Source organism: Treponema sp. (assembly GCF_017430385.1).
Classification (GTDB): domain Bacteria; phylum Spirochaetota; class Spirochaetia; order Treponematales; family Treponemataceae; genus Treponema_D.
In genome coordinates this window covers 1-16,053 of the sequence record NZ_JAFRNB010000126.1, presented here as the reverse complement: position 1 = coordinate 16,053, position 16,053 = coordinate 1, and the positions used below count along the sequence as shown (strand labels likewise).

17 protein-coding genes and 1 pseudogene are annotated in these 16,053 nt (G+C 44.3%); 15 read left to right on the top strand and 3 right to left on the bottom strand.

Annotated elements, in window-relative coordinates; translation table 11 throughout:
* From IJJ71_RS08900 to IJJ71_RS08835, 14 genes are all read left to right on the top strand, one after another.
* Window positions 1–1,379, top strand: a 1,379-nt coding sequence (locus tag IJJ71_RS08900; RefSeq protein ID WP_296846477.1) for a V-type ATP synthase subunit I, incomplete at its 5' end; no start/stop codon positions are given.
* Window positions 1,380–1,472: 93 nt separating this feature from the next.
* A complete protein-coding gene (locus IJJ71_RS08895) occupies window positions 1,473–1,829 on the top strand; it encodes an ATP synthase subunit C (protein WP_296846476.1) in 357 nt (118 codons plus the stop codon).
* Window positions 1,830–1,835: 6 nt separating this feature from the next.
* Window positions 1,836–2,168, top strand: a complete 333-nt coding sequence (locus IJJ71_RS08890; RefSeq protein WP_184659669.1) for a V-type ATP synthase subunit F — start codon at window positions 1,836–1,838, stop codon at window positions 2,166–2,168.
* An 18-nt stretch (window positions 2,169–2,186) separates the two neighbouring features.
* Complete coding sequence (locus IJJ71_RS08885; RefSeq protein WP_296846475.1) at window positions 2,187–2,822, top strand: V-type ATP synthase subunit E family protein; 636 nt, start codon at window positions 2,187–2,189, stop codon at window positions 2,820–2,822.
* A complete protein-coding gene (locus IJJ71_RS08880; RefSeq protein ID WP_296846474.1) occupies window positions 2,819–4,597 on the top strand; it encodes a V-type ATP synthase subunit A in 1,779 nt (592 codons plus the stop codon). Before IJJ71_RS08885 ends, IJJ71_RS08880 begins: the two co-directional genes overlap by 4 nt.
* 342 nt (window positions 4,598–4,939) lie before the next feature.
* A complete protein-coding gene (locus IJJ71_RS08875; RefSeq protein ID WP_296846473.1) occupies window positions 4,940–6,322 on the top strand; it encodes a V-type ATP synthase subunit B in 1,383 nt (460 codons plus the stop codon).
* An 85-nt stretch (window positions 6,323–6,407) separates the two neighbouring features.
* Window positions 6,408–7,028 (top strand): V-type ATP synthase subunit D, encoded by a 621-nt coding sequence (locus IJJ71_RS08870; protein ID WP_296846472.1) that lies wholly within the window; start codon window positions 6,408–6,410, stop codon window positions 7,026–7,028.
* Window positions 7,029–7,191: 163 nt separating this feature from the next.
* Complete coding sequence (locus IJJ71_RS08865; RefSeq protein WP_296846471.1) at window positions 7,192–7,695, top strand: universal stress protein; 504 nt, start codon at window positions 7,192–7,194, stop codon at window positions 7,693–7,695.
* A gap of 60 nt (window positions 7,696–7,755) precedes the next feature.
* Window positions 7,756–9,078: an aspartate kinase gene (locus IJJ71_RS08860; protein WP_296846470.1), complete on the top strand. Its 1,323-nt coding sequence runs from the start codon at window positions 7,756–7,758 to the stop codon at window positions 9,076–9,078.
* Window positions 9,079–9,084: 6 nt separating this feature from the next.
* Complete coding sequence (locus IJJ71_RS08855; RefSeq protein WP_296846469.1) at window positions 9,085–10,275, top strand: TrkA-related ion transporter; 1,191 nt, start codon at window positions 9,085–9,087, stop codon at window positions 10,273–10,275.
* A gap of 173 nt (window positions 10,276–10,448) precedes the next feature.
* Window positions 10,449–10,970: a cyclic nucleotide-binding domain-containing protein gene (locus IJJ71_RS08850; RefSeq protein ID WP_296846468.1), complete on the top strand. Its 522-nt coding sequence runs from the start codon at window positions 10,449–10,451 to the stop codon at window positions 10,968–10,970.
* A 99-nt stretch (window positions 10,971–11,069) separates the two neighbouring features.
* A complete protein-coding gene (gene dapB / locus IJJ71_RS08845) occupies window positions 11,070–11,849 on the top strand; it encodes a 4-hydroxy-tetrahydrodipicolinate reductase (protein ID WP_296846467.1) in 780 nt (259 codons plus the stop codon).
* Window positions 11,849–12,421 carry a xanthine phosphoribosyltransferase gene (locus IJJ71_RS08840; RefSeq protein ID WP_296846466.1) on the top strand — a complete coding sequence of 191 codons (573 nt, stop codon included), beginning with the start codon at window positions 11,849–11,851 and terminating at the stop codon, window positions 12,419–12,421. The genes dapB and IJJ71_RS08840 overlap by 1 nt, the downstream gene beginning before the upstream one ends.
* A gap of 26 nt (window positions 12,422–12,447) precedes the next feature.
* On the top strand, window positions 12,448–13,536 hold the full coding sequence (locus tag IJJ71_RS08835) for a BMP family ABC transporter substrate-binding protein (RefSeq protein WP_296846465.1): 1,089 nt from the start codon (window positions 12,448–12,450) through the stop codon (window positions 13,534–13,536).
* A gap of 137 nt (window positions 13,537–13,673) precedes the next feature.
* Here the strand turns inward: IJJ71_RS08835 and IJJ71_RS14955 are convergent, their stop codons facing one another.
* The 3 genes and pseudogenes from IJJ71_RS14955 to IJJ71_RS08825 form a co-directional block, all read right to left on the bottom strand.
* Window positions 13,674–13,838 (bottom strand): transposase, encoded by a 165-nt coding sequence (locus IJJ71_RS14955; protein ID WP_367113236.1) that lies wholly within the window; start codon window positions 13,836–13,838, stop codon window positions 13,674–13,676.
* Window positions 13,819–14,232: pseudogene (locus IJJ71_RS08830) on the bottom strand (transposase); the annotation flags it as partial. The gene IJJ71_RS14955 and the pseudogene IJJ71_RS08830, both read right to left, overlap by 20 nt.
* Window positions 14,233–14,423: 191 nt before the next feature.
* Window positions 14,424–14,825, bottom strand: coding sequence for a helix-turn-helix transcriptional regulator (locus IJJ71_RS08825; RefSeq protein ID WP_296846464.1), 402 nt, complete (start codon window positions 14,823–14,825; stop codon window positions 14,424–14,426).
* Window positions 14,826–14,937: 112 nt separating this feature from the next.
* Here IJJ71_RS08825 and IJJ71_RS08820 point away from each other — a divergent pair, with 112 nt between their 5' ends.
* Window positions 14,938–15,906, top strand: a complete 969-nt coding sequence (locus tag IJJ71_RS08820; RefSeq protein WP_296846463.1) for a hypothetical protein — start codon at window positions 14,938–14,940, stop codon at window positions 15,904–15,906.
* Window positions 15,907–16,053 lie beyond the last annotated feature (147 nt).

The following is a 16,053-nucleotide window of genomic DNA, read 5'->3' as shown; positions in this document are numbered from 1 at the left end:
AGATTCCTTCTGATTTCAAGGGCGTTCCTGATGAAGTTCTTGCCGGCCTTGAGACAAAACTTGCTGAGTCTCAAAAAGCGGTTGAGTATATAGAAGAAGAAAAACGTAATTTGGCCCAGACTCATGCCGAGTCGCTTCGGGCTTTGCTTGCTTCATTTGCGATAGCGGCTCAGATTGTTGATGTTCAGAACAATCTGGAATCAACAAGCCTTGTTTACCGAATCACAGGCTGGATTCCTTCTGATTCATGCCATTCAATGATGAAGGACATGGACAAGCTCACAGAGGGGCGAATCGCAATCCGCGTTTACAATCCTTTTGAAGTTCCTTCTGTAATCAATGGCACGGAGCAGGTTCCTGTTCGTCTCAAGCATGGCAAGCTTATCGGTGCGTTTGAGCGTATGATTTTCAGTTACGGCTCTCCAGTTTACGGAGCAATCGACCCGACGCCTTTCGTGGCTATTTTCTTCACGATTTTATTCGGAATCATGTTCGGTGATGCTGGTCAGGGATTTATCTTCCTTTTGATGGGCTTGCTCATGAATTTCAAGGTCATCAAGGTTGGTGGCTGGAATAAATTTGCGCCAATCTTCATGGCAATCGGTACTTCGAGCATGATTATGGGTATTCTCACTGGCGAATTCTTTGGCAACGAAGAAATCTTGCGCCCGCTTTCACTTGCGATTACAGGCCTTTTCGGTGAGCCGCATGCTCCAATCCTGCATCTCATGCCGGACGGAAGCGCACATTCAATCAAAACAATGTTCATGTTCTTCGGCGCAACGGTCGGAGTCGGATTTATCATCAATTCCGTTGGTCTTGTGCTTAATATCATCAACAATTTGATTATGCACAAAGTTCCAAAGGCTTTGTTCGGCAAAAACGGCGTTTCTGGTGCTGTGTTCTTCTGGTATGTCGTAATCATGGTAATCCGCATCGTGCTTACAGGTCACGCCATCGATTTGACTGACAGAATCATAATCGGAATCACGCTTTTCCTTACGATGTTCTGCGAGCCTATTCACAAGGCATTCGAGCATGAGCCTATTATGGAAAACGGGCTTTTTGCTGTGGTGATTGAGGCTGTCGTCGAGCTTTTGGAAACTCTTATCAGCTACCTTTCAAGCTCAATCAGCTTTATCCGTGTCGGAGCTTTCGGTCTGGCGCACGCAGTTTTGGGATTCATCATCCTTACGCTTTCTGAAATGGCAGGACCAGCTTATCTTGGTGTCATGCTTGTTGGAAATGCGATTGTTGTTGTTCTTGAGGGAATGATTGTTGCAATTCAGGTTATCCGTTTGCAATACTATGAGTTCTTCTCTAAATTCTTCAATGAAACGGGAAGGGAATTTAAACCGTTCTCGTTTGATTATAAATAAGGAAATCACTGTCATTCCAAACTTGTTTTGGAATCTTAAAAAGATGCTGGAATAAGTTCAGCATGACAGAATTTTATATAGCGAGGTTTTTTTATGAACAAGAAAATTCTTATGGTTGCGGCTCTTCTTACAGGATTCGCTCTTTTTGGAACTGTCGCTCAGGAAGCCACAGACAATCAGCCTGCACAGACAACTCAGGTTGCACAGACTACAGCTGCTAGCGCACAGCCAGCAAAAGATTCTTCTACAATCAAGTATATCGCTGCTGGTCTCGCTGTTGGTATTGCTTGTCTCGCAGGTGGTATGGCTGTAGGCAAAATTGGTGCTGCCGCAATGGGCGCAATGAGCGAAAACGCTGAGCTTTCTGGTAAGGCTCTTCCGTTCGTAGGTCTTGCTGAAGGTATCTGTCTCTGGGGATTCCTTGTAGCTTTGCTTATCATAATTCTGTAATTATATATGGAATATTTTGTCATCGCAGAAAGAGAAATTATTCTCGGCTTCAAATTGGTTGGTGTTGACGGTACAGTTGCGCTCAACCGCACTGAGGCATTGGACGCTTTCCGTCGTGTCACCGGGCTTGGCGGCACAGAAAGTGTCCCTGTCGGTGAGCGACCGAAAATTTTGATTCTGACTGAAGATGTATCTGCCATGATTGAAGATGAAGTCCTCGCATGGCAAAAGGGCAGTCAGTATCCGCTGATTGTTGAGATTCCTGGCATTCACGGGCACATGGAGGGCAAAAAGTCCCTTACTGATGCGATTCGTGAAGCCGTTGGAATTTCGGTTTAGTTTTGTTTAGGGAACAGTATGGAAGAGTTACGATCTACCGAAATACTTGATAAAGAAATTGAAGCTGATGCGCGCAAAAAGGCTGAGAAGATTCTTGCACGGGCAGAAGAAGAGTCAAAATCTATTCTTTCTGATGTTGAACGCCGTGTAAATGAGGCAAAATCTCAGAAAGAGTCTTATTATGCCACAAAATATGCACAAGCCGAAAAAAGCGTGAATGAGGCTTTGCCGCTTGAAAAAGGCCGTTTCCTTGTTTCGTTTTATAGCGATGCCGTTTCAAAGGCATTTAATGAATATCTCGAAAATCTCGGGGAGTCAAAACGACTTGCCCTTATTGAAAATAAATTGGCGCATTTGCCTGAGTGCTTAGTTTCAAAGAAGGTGAATGCCCTTGTGTTCGGATTTAATCTTTCCGAAGCAAAAAAATTGCTCGAAAAATCTGTCAAAAATCTTGGAAAAGTCGAAGAAGTTTCGTTCGAGCGTTCTGGTGAAGAAGAAGCTCTTGGAAATGCTTTCCACGAAGGAATTATTCTTTCTTCTGATGACGGGTTTGTAAAAGTCCGCGCAACGATTGACCAGATTGTCCGCGAAATCAAAGACAAATACAGCATGGAGCTGGCAGAAAAATTGTTCGGCGGGAGGTTGCCTGAATGAGCGTTGTAAAAGGTAAAATCACAAGAATCTCCGGACCAATCGTTTATGCCGAAGGCTTGGAAGGCTGCGGTCTTTATGATGTAGTTGATGTCGGTGAAAAGAAAATCATCGGCGAAATTATCCGCCAGAATGAAGGAAAAGCCACAATTCAGGTTTACGAAGACGACACCGGCATGAAAATTGGCGAGGAAGTCATTTGTAACGGTCGTCCACTTTCTTTGCGACTTGGGCCTGGCTTGGTCGGTACAATTTACGATGGAATTCAGCGACCTCTAAAAAATATGTTCGAAAAATCTGGAGCTTTCCTTGTTCCTGGTGAGCGAACAGAGCCAATTGACATCGATAAGAAATGGAAGATGACTGTAGCCGAGGGCGTTTCTGAGGGAATGGCAATTTCGGCTGGAATGGTCTTGGGCTATGTTCAGGAAACACAGTCTATCCGCCATAAAATCATGGTTCCGCCGACTGTCAAAGGCAAAACTCTCAAATCTTTCAAGGGTGAGGGTGAGTACACAGTCGATGATGTAATCGGAACCACTGATTTGGACGAGGAAATCAAGCTTTCTCACTATTGGCCGCTCCGAAATCCACGACCTTACGCACAAAAACTTGAGGTAAGTCAGCCGCTTGTTACTGGTCAGCGAGTAATCGACGTGTTCTTCCCGCTTTCAAAGGGTGGCACAGCAGCTATTCCTGGCGGTTTCGGTACAGGAAAAACAATGACTCAGCACGCTATTGCAAAATGGTGTGATGCTGACTTAATCGTATACATTGGATGTGGTGAGCGCGGTAACGAAATGACCGACGTTCTCACAGAATTCCCGACATTGATTGACCCGCGAACAGGCCGCTCGCTCATGGAACGAACGATTTTGATCGCGAACACTTCAAACATGCCTGTTGCGGCTCGGGAAGTTTCTCTTTATTCGGGAATCACGCTTGCAGAATACTATCGCGATATGGGTATGCATGTCGCTATCATGGCTGATTCAACATCCCGCTGGGCCGAGGCTTTGCGTGAGCTTTCTGGCCGAATGGAAGAAATGCCTGCTGAAGAAGGCTTCCCGGCTTATTTGCCGACACGACTCGCAGAGTTCTATGAAAGAGCTGGCCGAGTCAATGCACTTTGCGGTGAGGAAGGTTCTGTTTCTGTAATCGGTGCGGTTTCGCCTCCGGGCGGTGACTTCTCTGAGCCTGTAACACAGCATACAAAACGATTCATCCGCTGTTTCTGGGCACTCGACCGAGAGCTTGCAAATGCACGACACTATCCTGCTATCGGCTGGATTGAAAGCTATTCTGAATATGCCGAAGAAATCCGTGAATGGTGGGATAAACTTGACCCGGCCTGGGCTGAGGTTCGACTTTCTGCACTTGAACTTCTCAAAGAGGAGCAGAGACTTCAGCAGATTGTCCGCTTGATTGGACCTGATGCGCTTCCAGACGAAAAACGAATCGTTCTTACTGTAGCCGACATGATTAAAAACGGTTTCTTGCAGCAGAGTGCGTTCGATGCGGTTGATGTTTATTCTGTTCCAGAAAAACAGATTGCAATCCTCATGCTGATGATGACTTATTACAAGCGTGCGCTCGCTGTAATCAAAGCTGGTGCTCCGCTTCCAACGGTAACATCTCTTCCAATCAAAGACGAAATTGTCCGCTTAAAATCATTAGTTCCAAACGACAAACTGGAGCAGATGAAGGAAGTAGAAGGCCGTCTCGAAGATCAGATGGGAAATCTTGAACGGCAGTATATAGTGAACCGTTCGGCGTAGCCGAAAAAACTTGCGAGGCAAGTTTTTAGGTGAGTCTCGGTGAAGGCTGTGCCTGAACCGCGGTAAACCACAGATGTCACAGATTACACAGATTGAGTTATAGAATCTGTGACATCTGTGTAATCTGTGGTTTAAAACTGGGGATTTTAAGGGGCTTGCCCCTTAGGAGAAGGGGTAGCGGAAAACGCGAAAGCGGTTGTAGCGAGGGGGAGACTTCCCCTTTTGGAGAATATATGAAAGGTAGGGAGCGACCCGAAGGGTGAAATCTCACGAGGTGAGATTTTAGCGAGTCTCGACGAAATCTATGATTTCGGCGCGGAATAAAGCATGTGGAGCATAGATATGAAGGGTATTGAGTATAAGGGAGTCCAATCCGTTGATGGACCTATTATTGTCGTCAAACGCAGCGAGAACATTTTTTACAATGAAATTGTCTCTGTCCGTGACCGAAACGGTGAAAAAAAGACTGGTCGTGTCATCGACTTGAACGAAGAAATTGCGATTGTTCAGGTTTTCGGCTCAACTACGGGCCTTGACTTGCACGAGACTAGCGTTGAGTTCCTGGAAGAGCCGATGGAGCTTCGTGTTGGTGACGGTTTGCTTGGGCGAATCTTTAACGGTCTTGGTGAGCCGATTGATGGGCTTCCGCCGATTGTTTCAAGCAAAAAAGTCGATGTAAACGGAATGCCGATTAATCCGTTCGCGCGAGTTTATCCCCGTGACTTTATCCAGACTGGAATTTCTTCAATTGACGGCATGAACACTTTGATTCGTGGTCAGAAGCTTCCGATTTTCTCTGGGAACGGTCTTCCTCACAACCGCCTTGCAGCTCAGATTATTCGTCAGGCAAAAATCCGAAACAGCGATGAGCAGTTCGTAATGGTTTTTGCGGGCATGGGTATCAAATATGACCAGGCACAGTTCTTCATTCATTCTTTTGAGGAATCTGGCGTTCTTTCAAAGGTCGTAATGTTCCAGTCGCTTGCCGATGCTCCTTCTATCGAGCGAATCATCACACCGCGCTGTGCTTTGACGGCTGCTGAATATCTTGCTTACGAAAAAAATATGCACGTTCTGGTCGTTATGACCGATATGACAAACTATTGTGAGGCTTTGCGAGAAATTTCCACAACTCGTGGAGAAGTTCCTGGCCGAAAAGGCTATCCTGGCTACTTGTATTCGGATTTGGCTGAACTTTACGAGCGTGCCGGTAAAATCAAAGGCAGCACAGGTTCAATCACTCAGATTCCAATCCTTACGATGCCGAACGATGATATTTCTCACCCGATTCCTGACCTTACCGGATATATCACCGAAGGACAGATTGTTCTTGACCGCGAGCTTAGCCAGAAAGGCGTTTATCCGCCGGTTTCGGGCTTGCCGAGCCTTTCCCGCTTGATGAAGGACGGTATCGGTGAAGGCATGACGCGCGATGACCATAGTGCCGTTGCGAGCCAGCTTTTTGCGGCTTACTCAAAAGTTAAGTCAATCCGAAATCTTGCCGCAATCATCGGTGAGGAAGAGTTGGGCGAAGTTGACCGAATGTATCTCAAATTTGGTGAGGCGCTTGAAGGTCAGTTCTTCACACAGGGCGAATATGAAAACCGTTCAATCGAGGACACTTTGAACTTAGGCTGGAAACTCCTGAAAATCCTGCCAAAGAACGAGCTTTATCGAATCAAGCCTGAGCTTATCGAAAAGTATTACCCAAAAGACGAGGAGTAGGGAGTGAGGAGTGAGGAGTGAGGAGTGAGGAGTTATTAAAAACTTCTAACTTCTAACTCCTAATTTCTAACTCCTAACTGTTGTTATGAGTAAGTTAAACATTGCACCTACTAAATCTAATCTTCTCGCTATAAAAGAGCAGCTTTCTGTGGCTGTTGACGGCTATGACCTTTTGGAGCAGAAGCGTGAGATTCTTGTTATGGAACTTATGCGTATGGTCGAGAAGGTCAAACTTCTGGAGCGTGAACTTGACAAGGCTATTTCTCAGGCTTATCCTGCGCTCAAAAACATGCTCATGACTGTTGGCGGTGATCAGACTGAGCGAATTGCAAAGGCCGTTCATTACGAGTACGACATCAAAGAAAAGAGCGTTGTTGCGGGTGGCATGAGTTTCAATTCTGTTGAGGTAGCTTTGCCTAAGCAGCAGCTGTTTTATTCTTTTATGGGAACTTACGCTGATTCTGATAAAGTGATGACTGAGTTCTTCAAGCTGCTTTCTCTTTTGACCGAGATGGCTTCAATCCGAACGATTGCATGGCGGCTTGCGAATGAAGTCAAAAAGACTCAGCGACGTGTCAACGCGCTCGACAAGATGATTATTCCTCAGGACAGAGAGACAAAAACTTACATCGAAAGCGTCCTTGAAGAGCGTGAGCGGGAAAATACCTTCGTTTTGAAAAGTCTTAAGAATCGTAAGAACCGTTAACTATGGTTTCAGGCTTTCCGATAATGTAATGGAGTCTTTGCGTTAGGGATAGTAGCGGCGTTAGTTGCGGAATGAACTTGTGAATGTAGCAATGGAGCGATAGCGGAACCGCGGATAGCCTGACCGTGCGAAGCACGGAAACGCCCTGAATAGGAGCAGCATTATGATTAAGCCTTTGTTTCAGAAAATTATTGTTGCGGTAAACGGCTCGGAGCCTTCATTTCATGCGGCAATGTATGGAATTCTTCTCTCAAAGCAGTACAAATGTGAGCTTAAGGCGATTTATGTCGTGGACACTTCGACTCTCAGGCAGCTTACTATGAGCAAAATCTTCATCGAGGAAGAAAGCATTGATTATGAAAAGTGCCTCGAACGGGACGGAAATCGTTATCTTTCTTATCTTGAAAATCTTGCAAAAGAAAAAGGCATAAAAATTCAGACGGAGCTAAAAAAAGGGGCGATTTGGGCTGAGCTTATTAAGTCGGCGGAAGATTTTGGAGCCAATCTGATTCTTGTTGGTGGAAAGGAACACCAGAATGACAGCGCAAGGAATTTAATTCAGCTTGATAAGATTTCACGAACGAATTCGGAGATTATCGGAAGCGCGAGCTGCAATGTCCTTGTCGTGAATGAGCCTGATATCGAAAAATTGTTTAAGATTGCCTAAAGCGAGTCTTTTCGGTAAAATGTTTCTATTAACAGAAAAAGTTTTGCAAGAGGTCAAAAAATGATAGTTATGAAATTCGGTGGCAGCTCGGTTGCCAATGCGGAGCGAATCCGCCATGTTGCTTCAATTATTCAGGCTTACAAAGAGAGCAAACCTGTTGTCGTTTTGAGCGCAATGGGCGACACAACAGACCATCTTCTTGATGCGGCTGACATGGCTGTGAACGGCAAGGTTGACATTGCCAAAGTTGAGCAGCTTCATCTTGACACAGCAAAGGAACTCGGCGTTGATGTTCCTGCAATTCAGGAGCTTTTGACTGAGCTTAACACTTTGCTCACAGGAATTTCAATGCTCCACGAGCTTACAAAACGCACCCGCGACTATCTCGTTTCATTTGGTGAGCGAATGAGCGTCCGAATGATGGCGGCTTATCTTGCAAAGGAAGGTACTCCTGCAAAATTCTACGACGCATGGGATATCGGTATGGTTTCCGATTCCAACTACATGGCGGCGGAATTGCTTGATGAAGTATGGGATAATATTCCAAAACACTTGAACGACTACAAAAACGGCAAGCAGGCTGAAATCCCGATCGTAACAGGATTTATCGCCAAGGATTCAAACGGCGTAATCACAACTTTGGGCCGCGGCGGTTCGGATTTGAGCGCAACTATGATTGGTGCCGCAATGAAGGCCGACGAAATCCAGACTTGGAAGGATGTTGACGGAATCCTCACGACTGACCCGCGAATCGTTAAAGAAGCACGCACTGTTCCGGAAGTAACTTACGAAGAGGCTCAGGAGCTTGCAATGTTCGGAGCCCAGGTCTTGCACCCGCGAAGCATGATTCCTTGCCGCAAGACCGGAACTCCTGTCCGCGTAAAGAACAGCTACAATATCAAAAGCGATGGCTCTGTAATCGTCGAAAAACATTCCGGGGCAACTCCTCGCGTTACTGCAATCACAAATGTAAAGAATGTAACTTTGATTGATATCCAGTCGAGCCGTATGCTCAATGCCTGCGGATTCCTGGCCCATATTTTTAATCAATTCCTCAAATGGAACATTTCAATCGATGTAATCGCAACTTCTGAGGTTTCTGTCTCACTTACAGTAAACACAAAGGCTGATTTGACAGGTCTTCTTGAAGATATCGGCCGAATCGCTGAGGTTAAGGCCACAAAGAACAAGGCAATCGTCACATTGATTTGCGATGCAAGCCATTCTAGCTCAATCCTCAAGGATGCTTTTGCGGCGCTCCACGAGTCAAACATCAACGTTCAGATGATTTCTCAGGGTGCAAGCAAGGTCAACATCTCTATGCTCGTTGATGATTCTCAGGCAAACGATGTTGTCAGCATCCTGCACAAGGCACTGTTCTAAATTTTGATGAAGAAGCATCTTTTTCGTAGCTTAAAGCGAAATCTTCTCATTATCCTGAAAAGCCCGGTAACTTATCTTGTCGTGGCATTCATCGCCCTCATGACGATTCTGATTGATGTCGTATACCGTTATGAGGCCGGTGTCACGATGGAAAGCTACACGGACAGTTTCTGGAACTTCCTCATTGCTTTCGTGGCGGGCTACTATGATATTTGTGTAGTAACGCCGATTGGCCGCGCGTGCAGTTTCATCATCCTTATCACCGGAATTTTGGTATTCAGCACTCTCACTGGTAAAATCGCATCCATGTTCATGGATATGCAAATGAAAAAAAACAAGGGGTTGAAAAAATTGAAAAATCTGAAAGGTCATTTTTTGCTTTGCGGTTACAGGGAAGGGTTCGAGCGAATTCTGGACACTGTTCTCCGTTCAAATCCCGACATCACTCCTGACATGGTTGTTCTGATTAACGATACTTCTTCCGAAAATATCGAGCAAATCCGTAACCAGCAGCGTTTCAAGGACTTGCAGTATGTTTCCGGTGATTTCAGTGAGGAAGCGACTTTAAAGCGTGCTCTCATAAAAGATGCCGAGCGGGTTCTGATTATCGCTGACCGCTCAAAAAATTATTCGACAATGGAAATGGACAGCCGCACGGTTCTGGCAGCTCTTACAATGAAGAATCTCAATCCAAAACTTTATGTCGCCGCTGAGCTTTATGATTCAAAATTCAAGAATCACCTTGAAATGGCTCATTGTGACGAAATTATCCTTACAAGTGAATATGAGCACAGCCTTCTTGCTACGGCTTCGAGCGGCATGGGCTACTCAAATGTTATCCGAGAGCTTATCAGTGATGACGCGGATTCCGGCATTTTGATTGAGGATATCCCGGCTTCTTATATAGGAAAGACTTATGCTGATTTGCGCAGCTTTATCGCAACCGGCTCCGTTCTGGTTGGACTTTTGCAGAACACGGGCAATTTCTATATGCGCCGGCAGGATGCGCTTCGTGAGGCTCAGAAAAATCCTGATGTCAAAAAAATCGTCGGCAACCTCAAGAAAATCAAGACACTCAAGAGCAACGACCCGATTCTTGTTCCTGCGGATGATTTTGTTATCCAGCCGCACACAAAGGCGATTTTCGTAAAAGGGAAAAAGGTAGTTAGGAGTGAGGAGCTAGCAGTTAGTAATTAAAGGGGAATGCCTTCCCCTCGGCTACAATGGCTACGCCATTTCCGCCTACCCCTTCTGCGTGTAGGGAGCCGTTCGCAATGGCGAAAAAACTTGCGAGGCAAGTTTTTAGGCGAGTCTCGGTGAAGGCTGTGCCTGAACCGCCCCGCAACGCCCCGATAAATTGGAGATTATGTATGGAAAATGTTCTTGATATTTTTGATGAAGTTCTTCCTAAGCTTTTGAAGATTCAACTTTTTTCGGATTTTAAGGCTGATAATGAGAATGACAGACGAATCTTAAAAATGGTTTACTCTGAGCTGAAAGTCCACACTTTTAAGGCCGGAGAGGAAATCATAAAAGAGGGCGAGCAGGGCGAAAGTTTCTATATTCTTACTTCTGGTGATGTGCAGGTTTTCCGAAACACTATGGCCGGTGACCGCATCGCACTGGCAAACCTCAGCGCGGACATGGGAATCTTCTTCGGTGAGGCGGCCTTAATCGGCACTGATAAGCGAGGCGCGACTGTCGTGGCTACAACTGACTGCCGTACTTGCGAAATCACCGGCAAACGCTTCAAGGAACTTTGCGAAAAAGAGCCGATTTTGGGCTATCGTGTAATGCTTTCGCTTGCAAGAAGAATGTCTATAACAATAAAAAAGGCGAACAGCGACATGGAAACGCTTTACGAAGCCCTTTTTGATGAAGTTGTCAACTAAAAATTATCTCAAACTAAAATAAAAATTAAAAAATTCTCTATTCTAAACTTCACTTTTTTTGTATAATTTTTGAAATTCATTGAATTCTTTGGAGATTGTATGAAAATCGCTCTGGTTGGATACGGAAAAATGGGGCACATGATTGAATCTTGTGCCAAAGTGATGGGGCATGAGGTCGTTGCAACTGTTGATGTTGTGGCTCAGGATGCCACAAATCTTGTAAAGGCGGGGGACGGTGAGGCCGTTGCTCTGGCTGTAAAAACAAGCGGTGCCGAGGGAGTGATTGAATTCAGTCATCCGACAGCCGTTCTTGGCAATCTCAAGGCACTTATTCCGCTGGGGCTTCCTGTTGTGTGCGGAACAACCGGCTGGGCAAAATCCGAAGCTGAAATCGAAAATCTTTGTGCCGCAACAAACGGTGCTTGTATGCGTTCTTCAAATTTCTCAATCGGCGTAAATATGTTCTATAAAATCGTTGAGGAAGCTGCCCGAATCATGGCAGAGTATTCTGATTACGATGTCGCAGTCTGGGAAGCACACCACAACCAGAAAGCTGATTCACCATCAGGCACTGCTCTTGAAGTTGCTCGCCGAGTAATGTTGGGCAACAAGTCAAAGACTGAAATGGTTTTCGACGCATTCCACGAAAAGCCAAAGGCAAATGAGCTGCATGTTTCTTCAACCAGAATTGGGGCGGTTCCAGGCACTCACACTGTATTCTTTGATTCTCCAGCAGACTCAATCGAACTCACTCACCGGGCAAGAAGCCGCGCAGGTTTCGCAAAAGGAAGCGTAATCGCCCTCGAAAAACTCTGTGAGAAAATCGACAACGGAACTCTCTCACGAGGAAAATTGTACGGCATGGAAGATTTGTTCTAATGAAATTACTTGAAGATAGAATCCTCTCGGACGGAGAGGTAATTGACGGAAAAATTCTTAAGGTCTCAAACTTTTTGAATCATCAGATTGACGTGGCCTTTCTGGACAAACTTGCCGAAGAATGGAAGAATCGCTTCAGTGCCTTAAAAATCACAAAAGTCCTTACAATAGAATCGAGCGGAATTGCTATCGGAGCCAGCCTTGCGCGTGCTCTTGGTGTTCCGCTCGTTTTTGCAAAGAAGCATCAGTCCAGCAATGTGAACGAGGATGTGTATTCAGCAAAAGTTTTCAGCTTCACCCATGACCAGTATTACAATGTTGTCGTCTCAAAAAAATATCTTTTGGCAGGCGACAAAGTTCTGCTTGCCGATGATTTTCTGGCAAACGGGAACGCACTCAAAGGCTTGATTGAAATTTGCAAATTGGCAGGGGCTGAGGTCGTTGGTGCGGCCTGTGCGATTGAAAAAGGTTTCCAGAACGGCGGAGATGAGCTTCGCAAGAACGGCATAAAAGTCGAAAGCCTTGCGATTATCGACAAAATGGATTCAAACGGAATTGAATTCCGTAAATAATATTAATCAATATTATGGAGAAAAACATGAAAAGACTTGCAAAAATTGCAATGGCTGTGGTTGCGGCTGGGCTTTTGCTCTCAGGCTGCAAAGAAAAGGATTCAAAATCAACAATCACAAAAGACAATATCATGGTTGGTTTTGTTTACATCGGTTCAATTACTGATCACGGTTACACAGAAGCTCAGGATCAGAGCCGCCTCGCACTTGTAAACATGGGCATTCAGACAATGTATAAGGAGAATGTTCCTGAAAACTCTGATTGTGAAAAAGCTATTCGCGATTTGATTGATGCTGGTTGTAATGTAATTTACACAACTTCATTCGGTTTCATGGATTCTACTATTAATGTAGCAAAAGATTTCCCAAATGTTAAATTCGGTCACTGCTCAGGCTTCAAAACAGCAGAGAACGTATCAACATATTTCGGAAAAATGTATGAGGCTCGCTACTTGGCTGGTATCGTTGCTGGCCTCAAAACAAAATCAAATAAAATTGGTTATGTCGCAGCTTTCCCAATTTCTGAGTGTATCCGTGGTATCAACGGTTTTGCTCGTGGTGTTCAGTCTGTAAATCCAGACGCTACAATCGACGTAGTTTGGACAAATACTTGGTTCGACCCAACAAAAGAAAAGCAGGGTGCATTGGAGCTTCTTAACCGTGGCTGTGACGTAATAGAGCAGCATCAGGACACAACAGCTCCACAGGTTGCCGCAGAAGAAAAAGGTGCATTTGCAATCGGTTACAATGTTCCGACTCCAAGCGCAGCTCCAAAAGCATATCTTACTGCTCCAATTTTCCATTGGGATACTTTCGTAAAAGACGATGTTTTGCAGATTCTTGGTGGAACATGGCAGAGCCGCAAATACTGGGAAGGCTTGAACTCAGGTATGGTTGATTTGGCTCCACTTTCTGACCTCGTTGCTCCTGGAACACTCGATGCCGTTGCAGTTGCTCGCACAGCAATTGAAAATGGTTCGCTCAAAATCTTTGAAGGCCCGATTTATGACCAGAATGGAATAGAAAAAGTTCCTGCAGGTTCTGTAATGACTGATGACGAAGTATGGAATATGACATGGTTCGTTAAAGGCGTTAACGGTGTTATTCCTCAGTAATTGACTTGAAAGTCGAGTTTTGCAAATTTTCAGATATTGCAAAAGGGGCTGTCCTAGAAGTTATTAAAGCGACTTCAAAAAGGGCAGCCTTTTTTATGTTAAATGAATTTTGTGGATTTTCGTTTATTGTTTTTTTCTTAGGCGTTCATTAATCGAATCAGCTGCTTGAAATCATATCCCAGCATCAGTAATCCCCATTCAGTTCCTACTTTTTCTTTTCCCCGAAGATGAAATCGCCTGAAGTCTAAATTGCCTTTTGTCTGACCAAAGACAGTTTCACATTCAGTGGAACGCTTTCTCATAAGTTGTGTACTTTACGATTCCTGTGATTTCATTTTTTTCCAGATAATCGTAATTCTCTTCGCTTCCATAACCTGCATCCGCAATTGCGAACTTAAACTTACATCCAAGCCGTTTCTGAACATTTTCAAGATGAGGAATAAATGTCCTTGTGTCCGTAGGATTTGGGAACACGTCATATCCGATTACAAAATTGTTTTCAGTTCCAACCTGAATATTATAACCCGGCTTGAGCTGGCCATTGAGCATGTGGTCTTCCTTCATTCTCATGAAAGTTGCGTCTTCGTCTGTCTTTGAGTAGCTGTTCCTGTCATTAAAAGTGGCGTTAGCCTTCTCGTATTTCTCTTTTCTCGGAAGATAATCCTTTTCAATCTGGCGTTTTGCTTTCTTCAGTTTTTTTTACGTCTTTTGAATCTTCGTCATCAAGGCCATTTATCTCAGCAAGTTTTTTGTTGATCTGCCCTGCAACGCCTCTGCCTTCACGGCAAAAAAGCCTCTTTCTTCAAGAAGCTGGGACTGCATGATTTCTACGCCGAAGATGCTGGCCGGTTTTCCGCATTTGTATTACCGCTCAAACCCGGAGATTGTCAGGTGGTTTTTGGGGTCATTTTAGTTTGCTCAGAATTCGCTTTTTCCAGCGTAAAAATCAAATCTTCAAGGGATTCACGCACTTCCGGCTGCATATTCCCGAGGGCGGTGAGTATATGCCGGTTCTTTTCCTGCAGATATCGTTCCAGATTATATGATTGTCCGCTGAGCGGCGCTATACCGGTGTTATAAAAATCTTCGCTTCCATAAACCAGATATTCAAGAGAGGTGTGCAGTTCATAGGCGATTCGTAAGGCGATGTCTGCGCTTGGAACGCTGTTCAGAGTGGCTCCGTTATGTATGCTAGAGTAGGATATCCCCACGCGAAGCGCAAATTCTTTCCGAGATATTCCCTGTCGGTCAAGCAAGTCGAGCACTCTGTTCCAGAAATTTTCGGTCATAATAGCTGTGATATAATTATGTTTTAAATTTGTTGCGTGGATAATATTATCATGTTAAAATGATATAAATGTGTTATTTTGCTGTCATACAGTAAAAAAGGAGGATTTTTTTATGAATTGTAAGTTCCATCCGACGGCAGAAGCTGTTACGAAGTGTGCTGTGTGTGGTGCGGAGTTGTGTTTATATTGTGACCAAAAGGCTTTTTTTCGCAGTGAAGACGAAGATAAAAAACCGTTTTGTCTTAATTGCAGTCTTAAAGAGGCAAAAATAAAGGTTGCTGCTTATGAAGAGTATCTGTTATTGAATAAAAAACGGAACAGAATTGCATTAATCCTATGGATTGCAGGCCTTCTTCTGCTTATTTTTGGAATTGGCATTGTTTTCATGATAGCAGCATCTATCGTCTACAATGGAAAAGCTCTTATTGCTTCTGAGGAGCAAACTTTCTCTGAAAAAATAAAAGCAACCTTGCTTACAGTTCTTATTTGTACTATCACTTGTCCTTTCGATATTATCAAAGATTCAGGCAGAAATAAAAAAGAGATTAAGAAATTTAGACAAAAACTTCAAGATATACTGGTTGTTGTACAGGAAAATGCGGAACAAGGTGATGCAGTTGCACAATACAATCTTGGCGAACTTTACTTTGACGGGAATGGTGTTACAAAGAATTATGAAAAGGCCTTTGAATTGTGGGGAAAGGCTGCTGAACAAGGTTATACAGACGCTCTGTGTCGTCTTGGAGTTGCTTATAATGAGGGAGAAGGTGTACCACAAGATTACGGCAAATCTGTTGAATATTTTACAAAAGCCGCTTCGTTGGGTTCAGCATTTGCCCAGTTCGCAATCGGAACTTGTTACAGCGAGGGAGAAGGTGTACCACAAGATGATGTAAAAGCTTTTGAATGGTATTCAAAAGGTGCTGCACAGGGAGATGCTGCATCACAGTGTGCACTTGGAATCTGCTATAGCGAAGGAAAAGGTGTTGCCAAAGATATGGCAAAAGCCTTTGACCTCTGGAAAAAGGCTGCTGAACAGGGAAATGAAAAAGCAAAAGAGCTTTTAGCACAACATTCATAATTTGAAATTTTCATAAATTGCAATAACAACTTGAAACAACAAATTTGTTAAGCTGTTTTTCTATAAATTTTATCTAACTCAGCTTCAAATAGTTGAGCTGGAGTTTTATAACCCAATATTTTTCTAGGAAGATTGTTCATCCAGTCT

Coding starts and splice junctions, on each gene's coding strand:
- IJJ71_RS08895 (WP_296846476.1), top strand. CDS start 1,473: ATGAACAAGAAAATTCTTATGGTTGCGGCTCTTCTTACAGGATTCGCT.
- IJJ71_RS08890 (WP_184659669.1), top strand. CDS start 1,836: ATGGAATATTTTGTCATCGCAGAAAGAGAAATTATTCTCGGCTTCAAA.
- IJJ71_RS08885 (WP_296846475.1), top strand. CDS start 2,187: ATGGAAGAGTTACGATCTACCGAAATACTTGATAAAGAAATTGAAGCT.
- IJJ71_RS08880 (WP_296846474.1), top strand. CDS start 2,819: ATGAGCGTTGTAAAAGGTAAAATCACAAGAATCTCCGGACCAATCGTT.
- IJJ71_RS08875 (WP_296846473.1), top strand. CDS start 4,940: ATGAAGGGTATTGAGTATAAGGGAGTCCAATCCGTTGATGGACCTATT.
- IJJ71_RS08870 (WP_296846472.1), top strand. CDS start 6,408: ATGAGTAAGTTAAACATTGCACCTACTAAATCTAATCTTCTCGCTATA.
- IJJ71_RS08865 (WP_296846471.1), top strand. CDS start 7,192: ATGATTAAGCCTTTGTTTCAGAAAATTATTGTTGCGGTAAACGGCTCG.
- IJJ71_RS08860 (WP_296846470.1), top strand. CDS start 7,756: ATGATAGTTATGAAATTCGGTGGCAGCTCGGTTGCCAATGCGGAGCGA.
- IJJ71_RS08855 (WP_296846469.1), top strand. CDS start 9,085: ATGAAGAAGCATCTTTTTCGTAGCTTAAAGCGAAATCTTCTCATTATC.
- IJJ71_RS08850 (WP_296846468.1), top strand. CDS start 10,449: ATGGAAAATGTTCTTGATATTTTTGATGAAGTTCTTCCTAAGCTTTTG.
- dapB (WP_296846467.1), top strand. CDS start 11,070: ATGAAAATCGCTCTGGTTGGATACGGAAAAATGGGGCACATGATTGAA.
- IJJ71_RS08840 (WP_296846466.1), top strand. CDS start 11,849: ATGAAATTACTTGAAGATAGAATCCTCTCGGACGGAGAGGTAATTGAC.
- IJJ71_RS08835 (WP_296846465.1), top strand. CDS start 12,448: ATGAAAAGACTTGCAAAAATTGCAATGGCTGTGGTTGCGGCTGGGCTT.
- IJJ71_RS14955 (WP_367113236.1), bottom strand. CDS start 13,838: ATGAGAAAGCGTTCCACTGAATGTGAAACTGTCTTTGGTCAGACAAAA.
- IJJ71_RS08825 (WP_296846464.1), bottom strand. CDS start 14,825: ATGACCGAAAATTTCTGGAACAGAGTGCTCGACTTGCTTGACCGACAG.
- IJJ71_RS08820 (WP_296846463.1), top strand. CDS start 14,938: ATGAATTGTAAGTTCCATCCGACGGCAGAAGCTGTTACGAAGTGTGCT.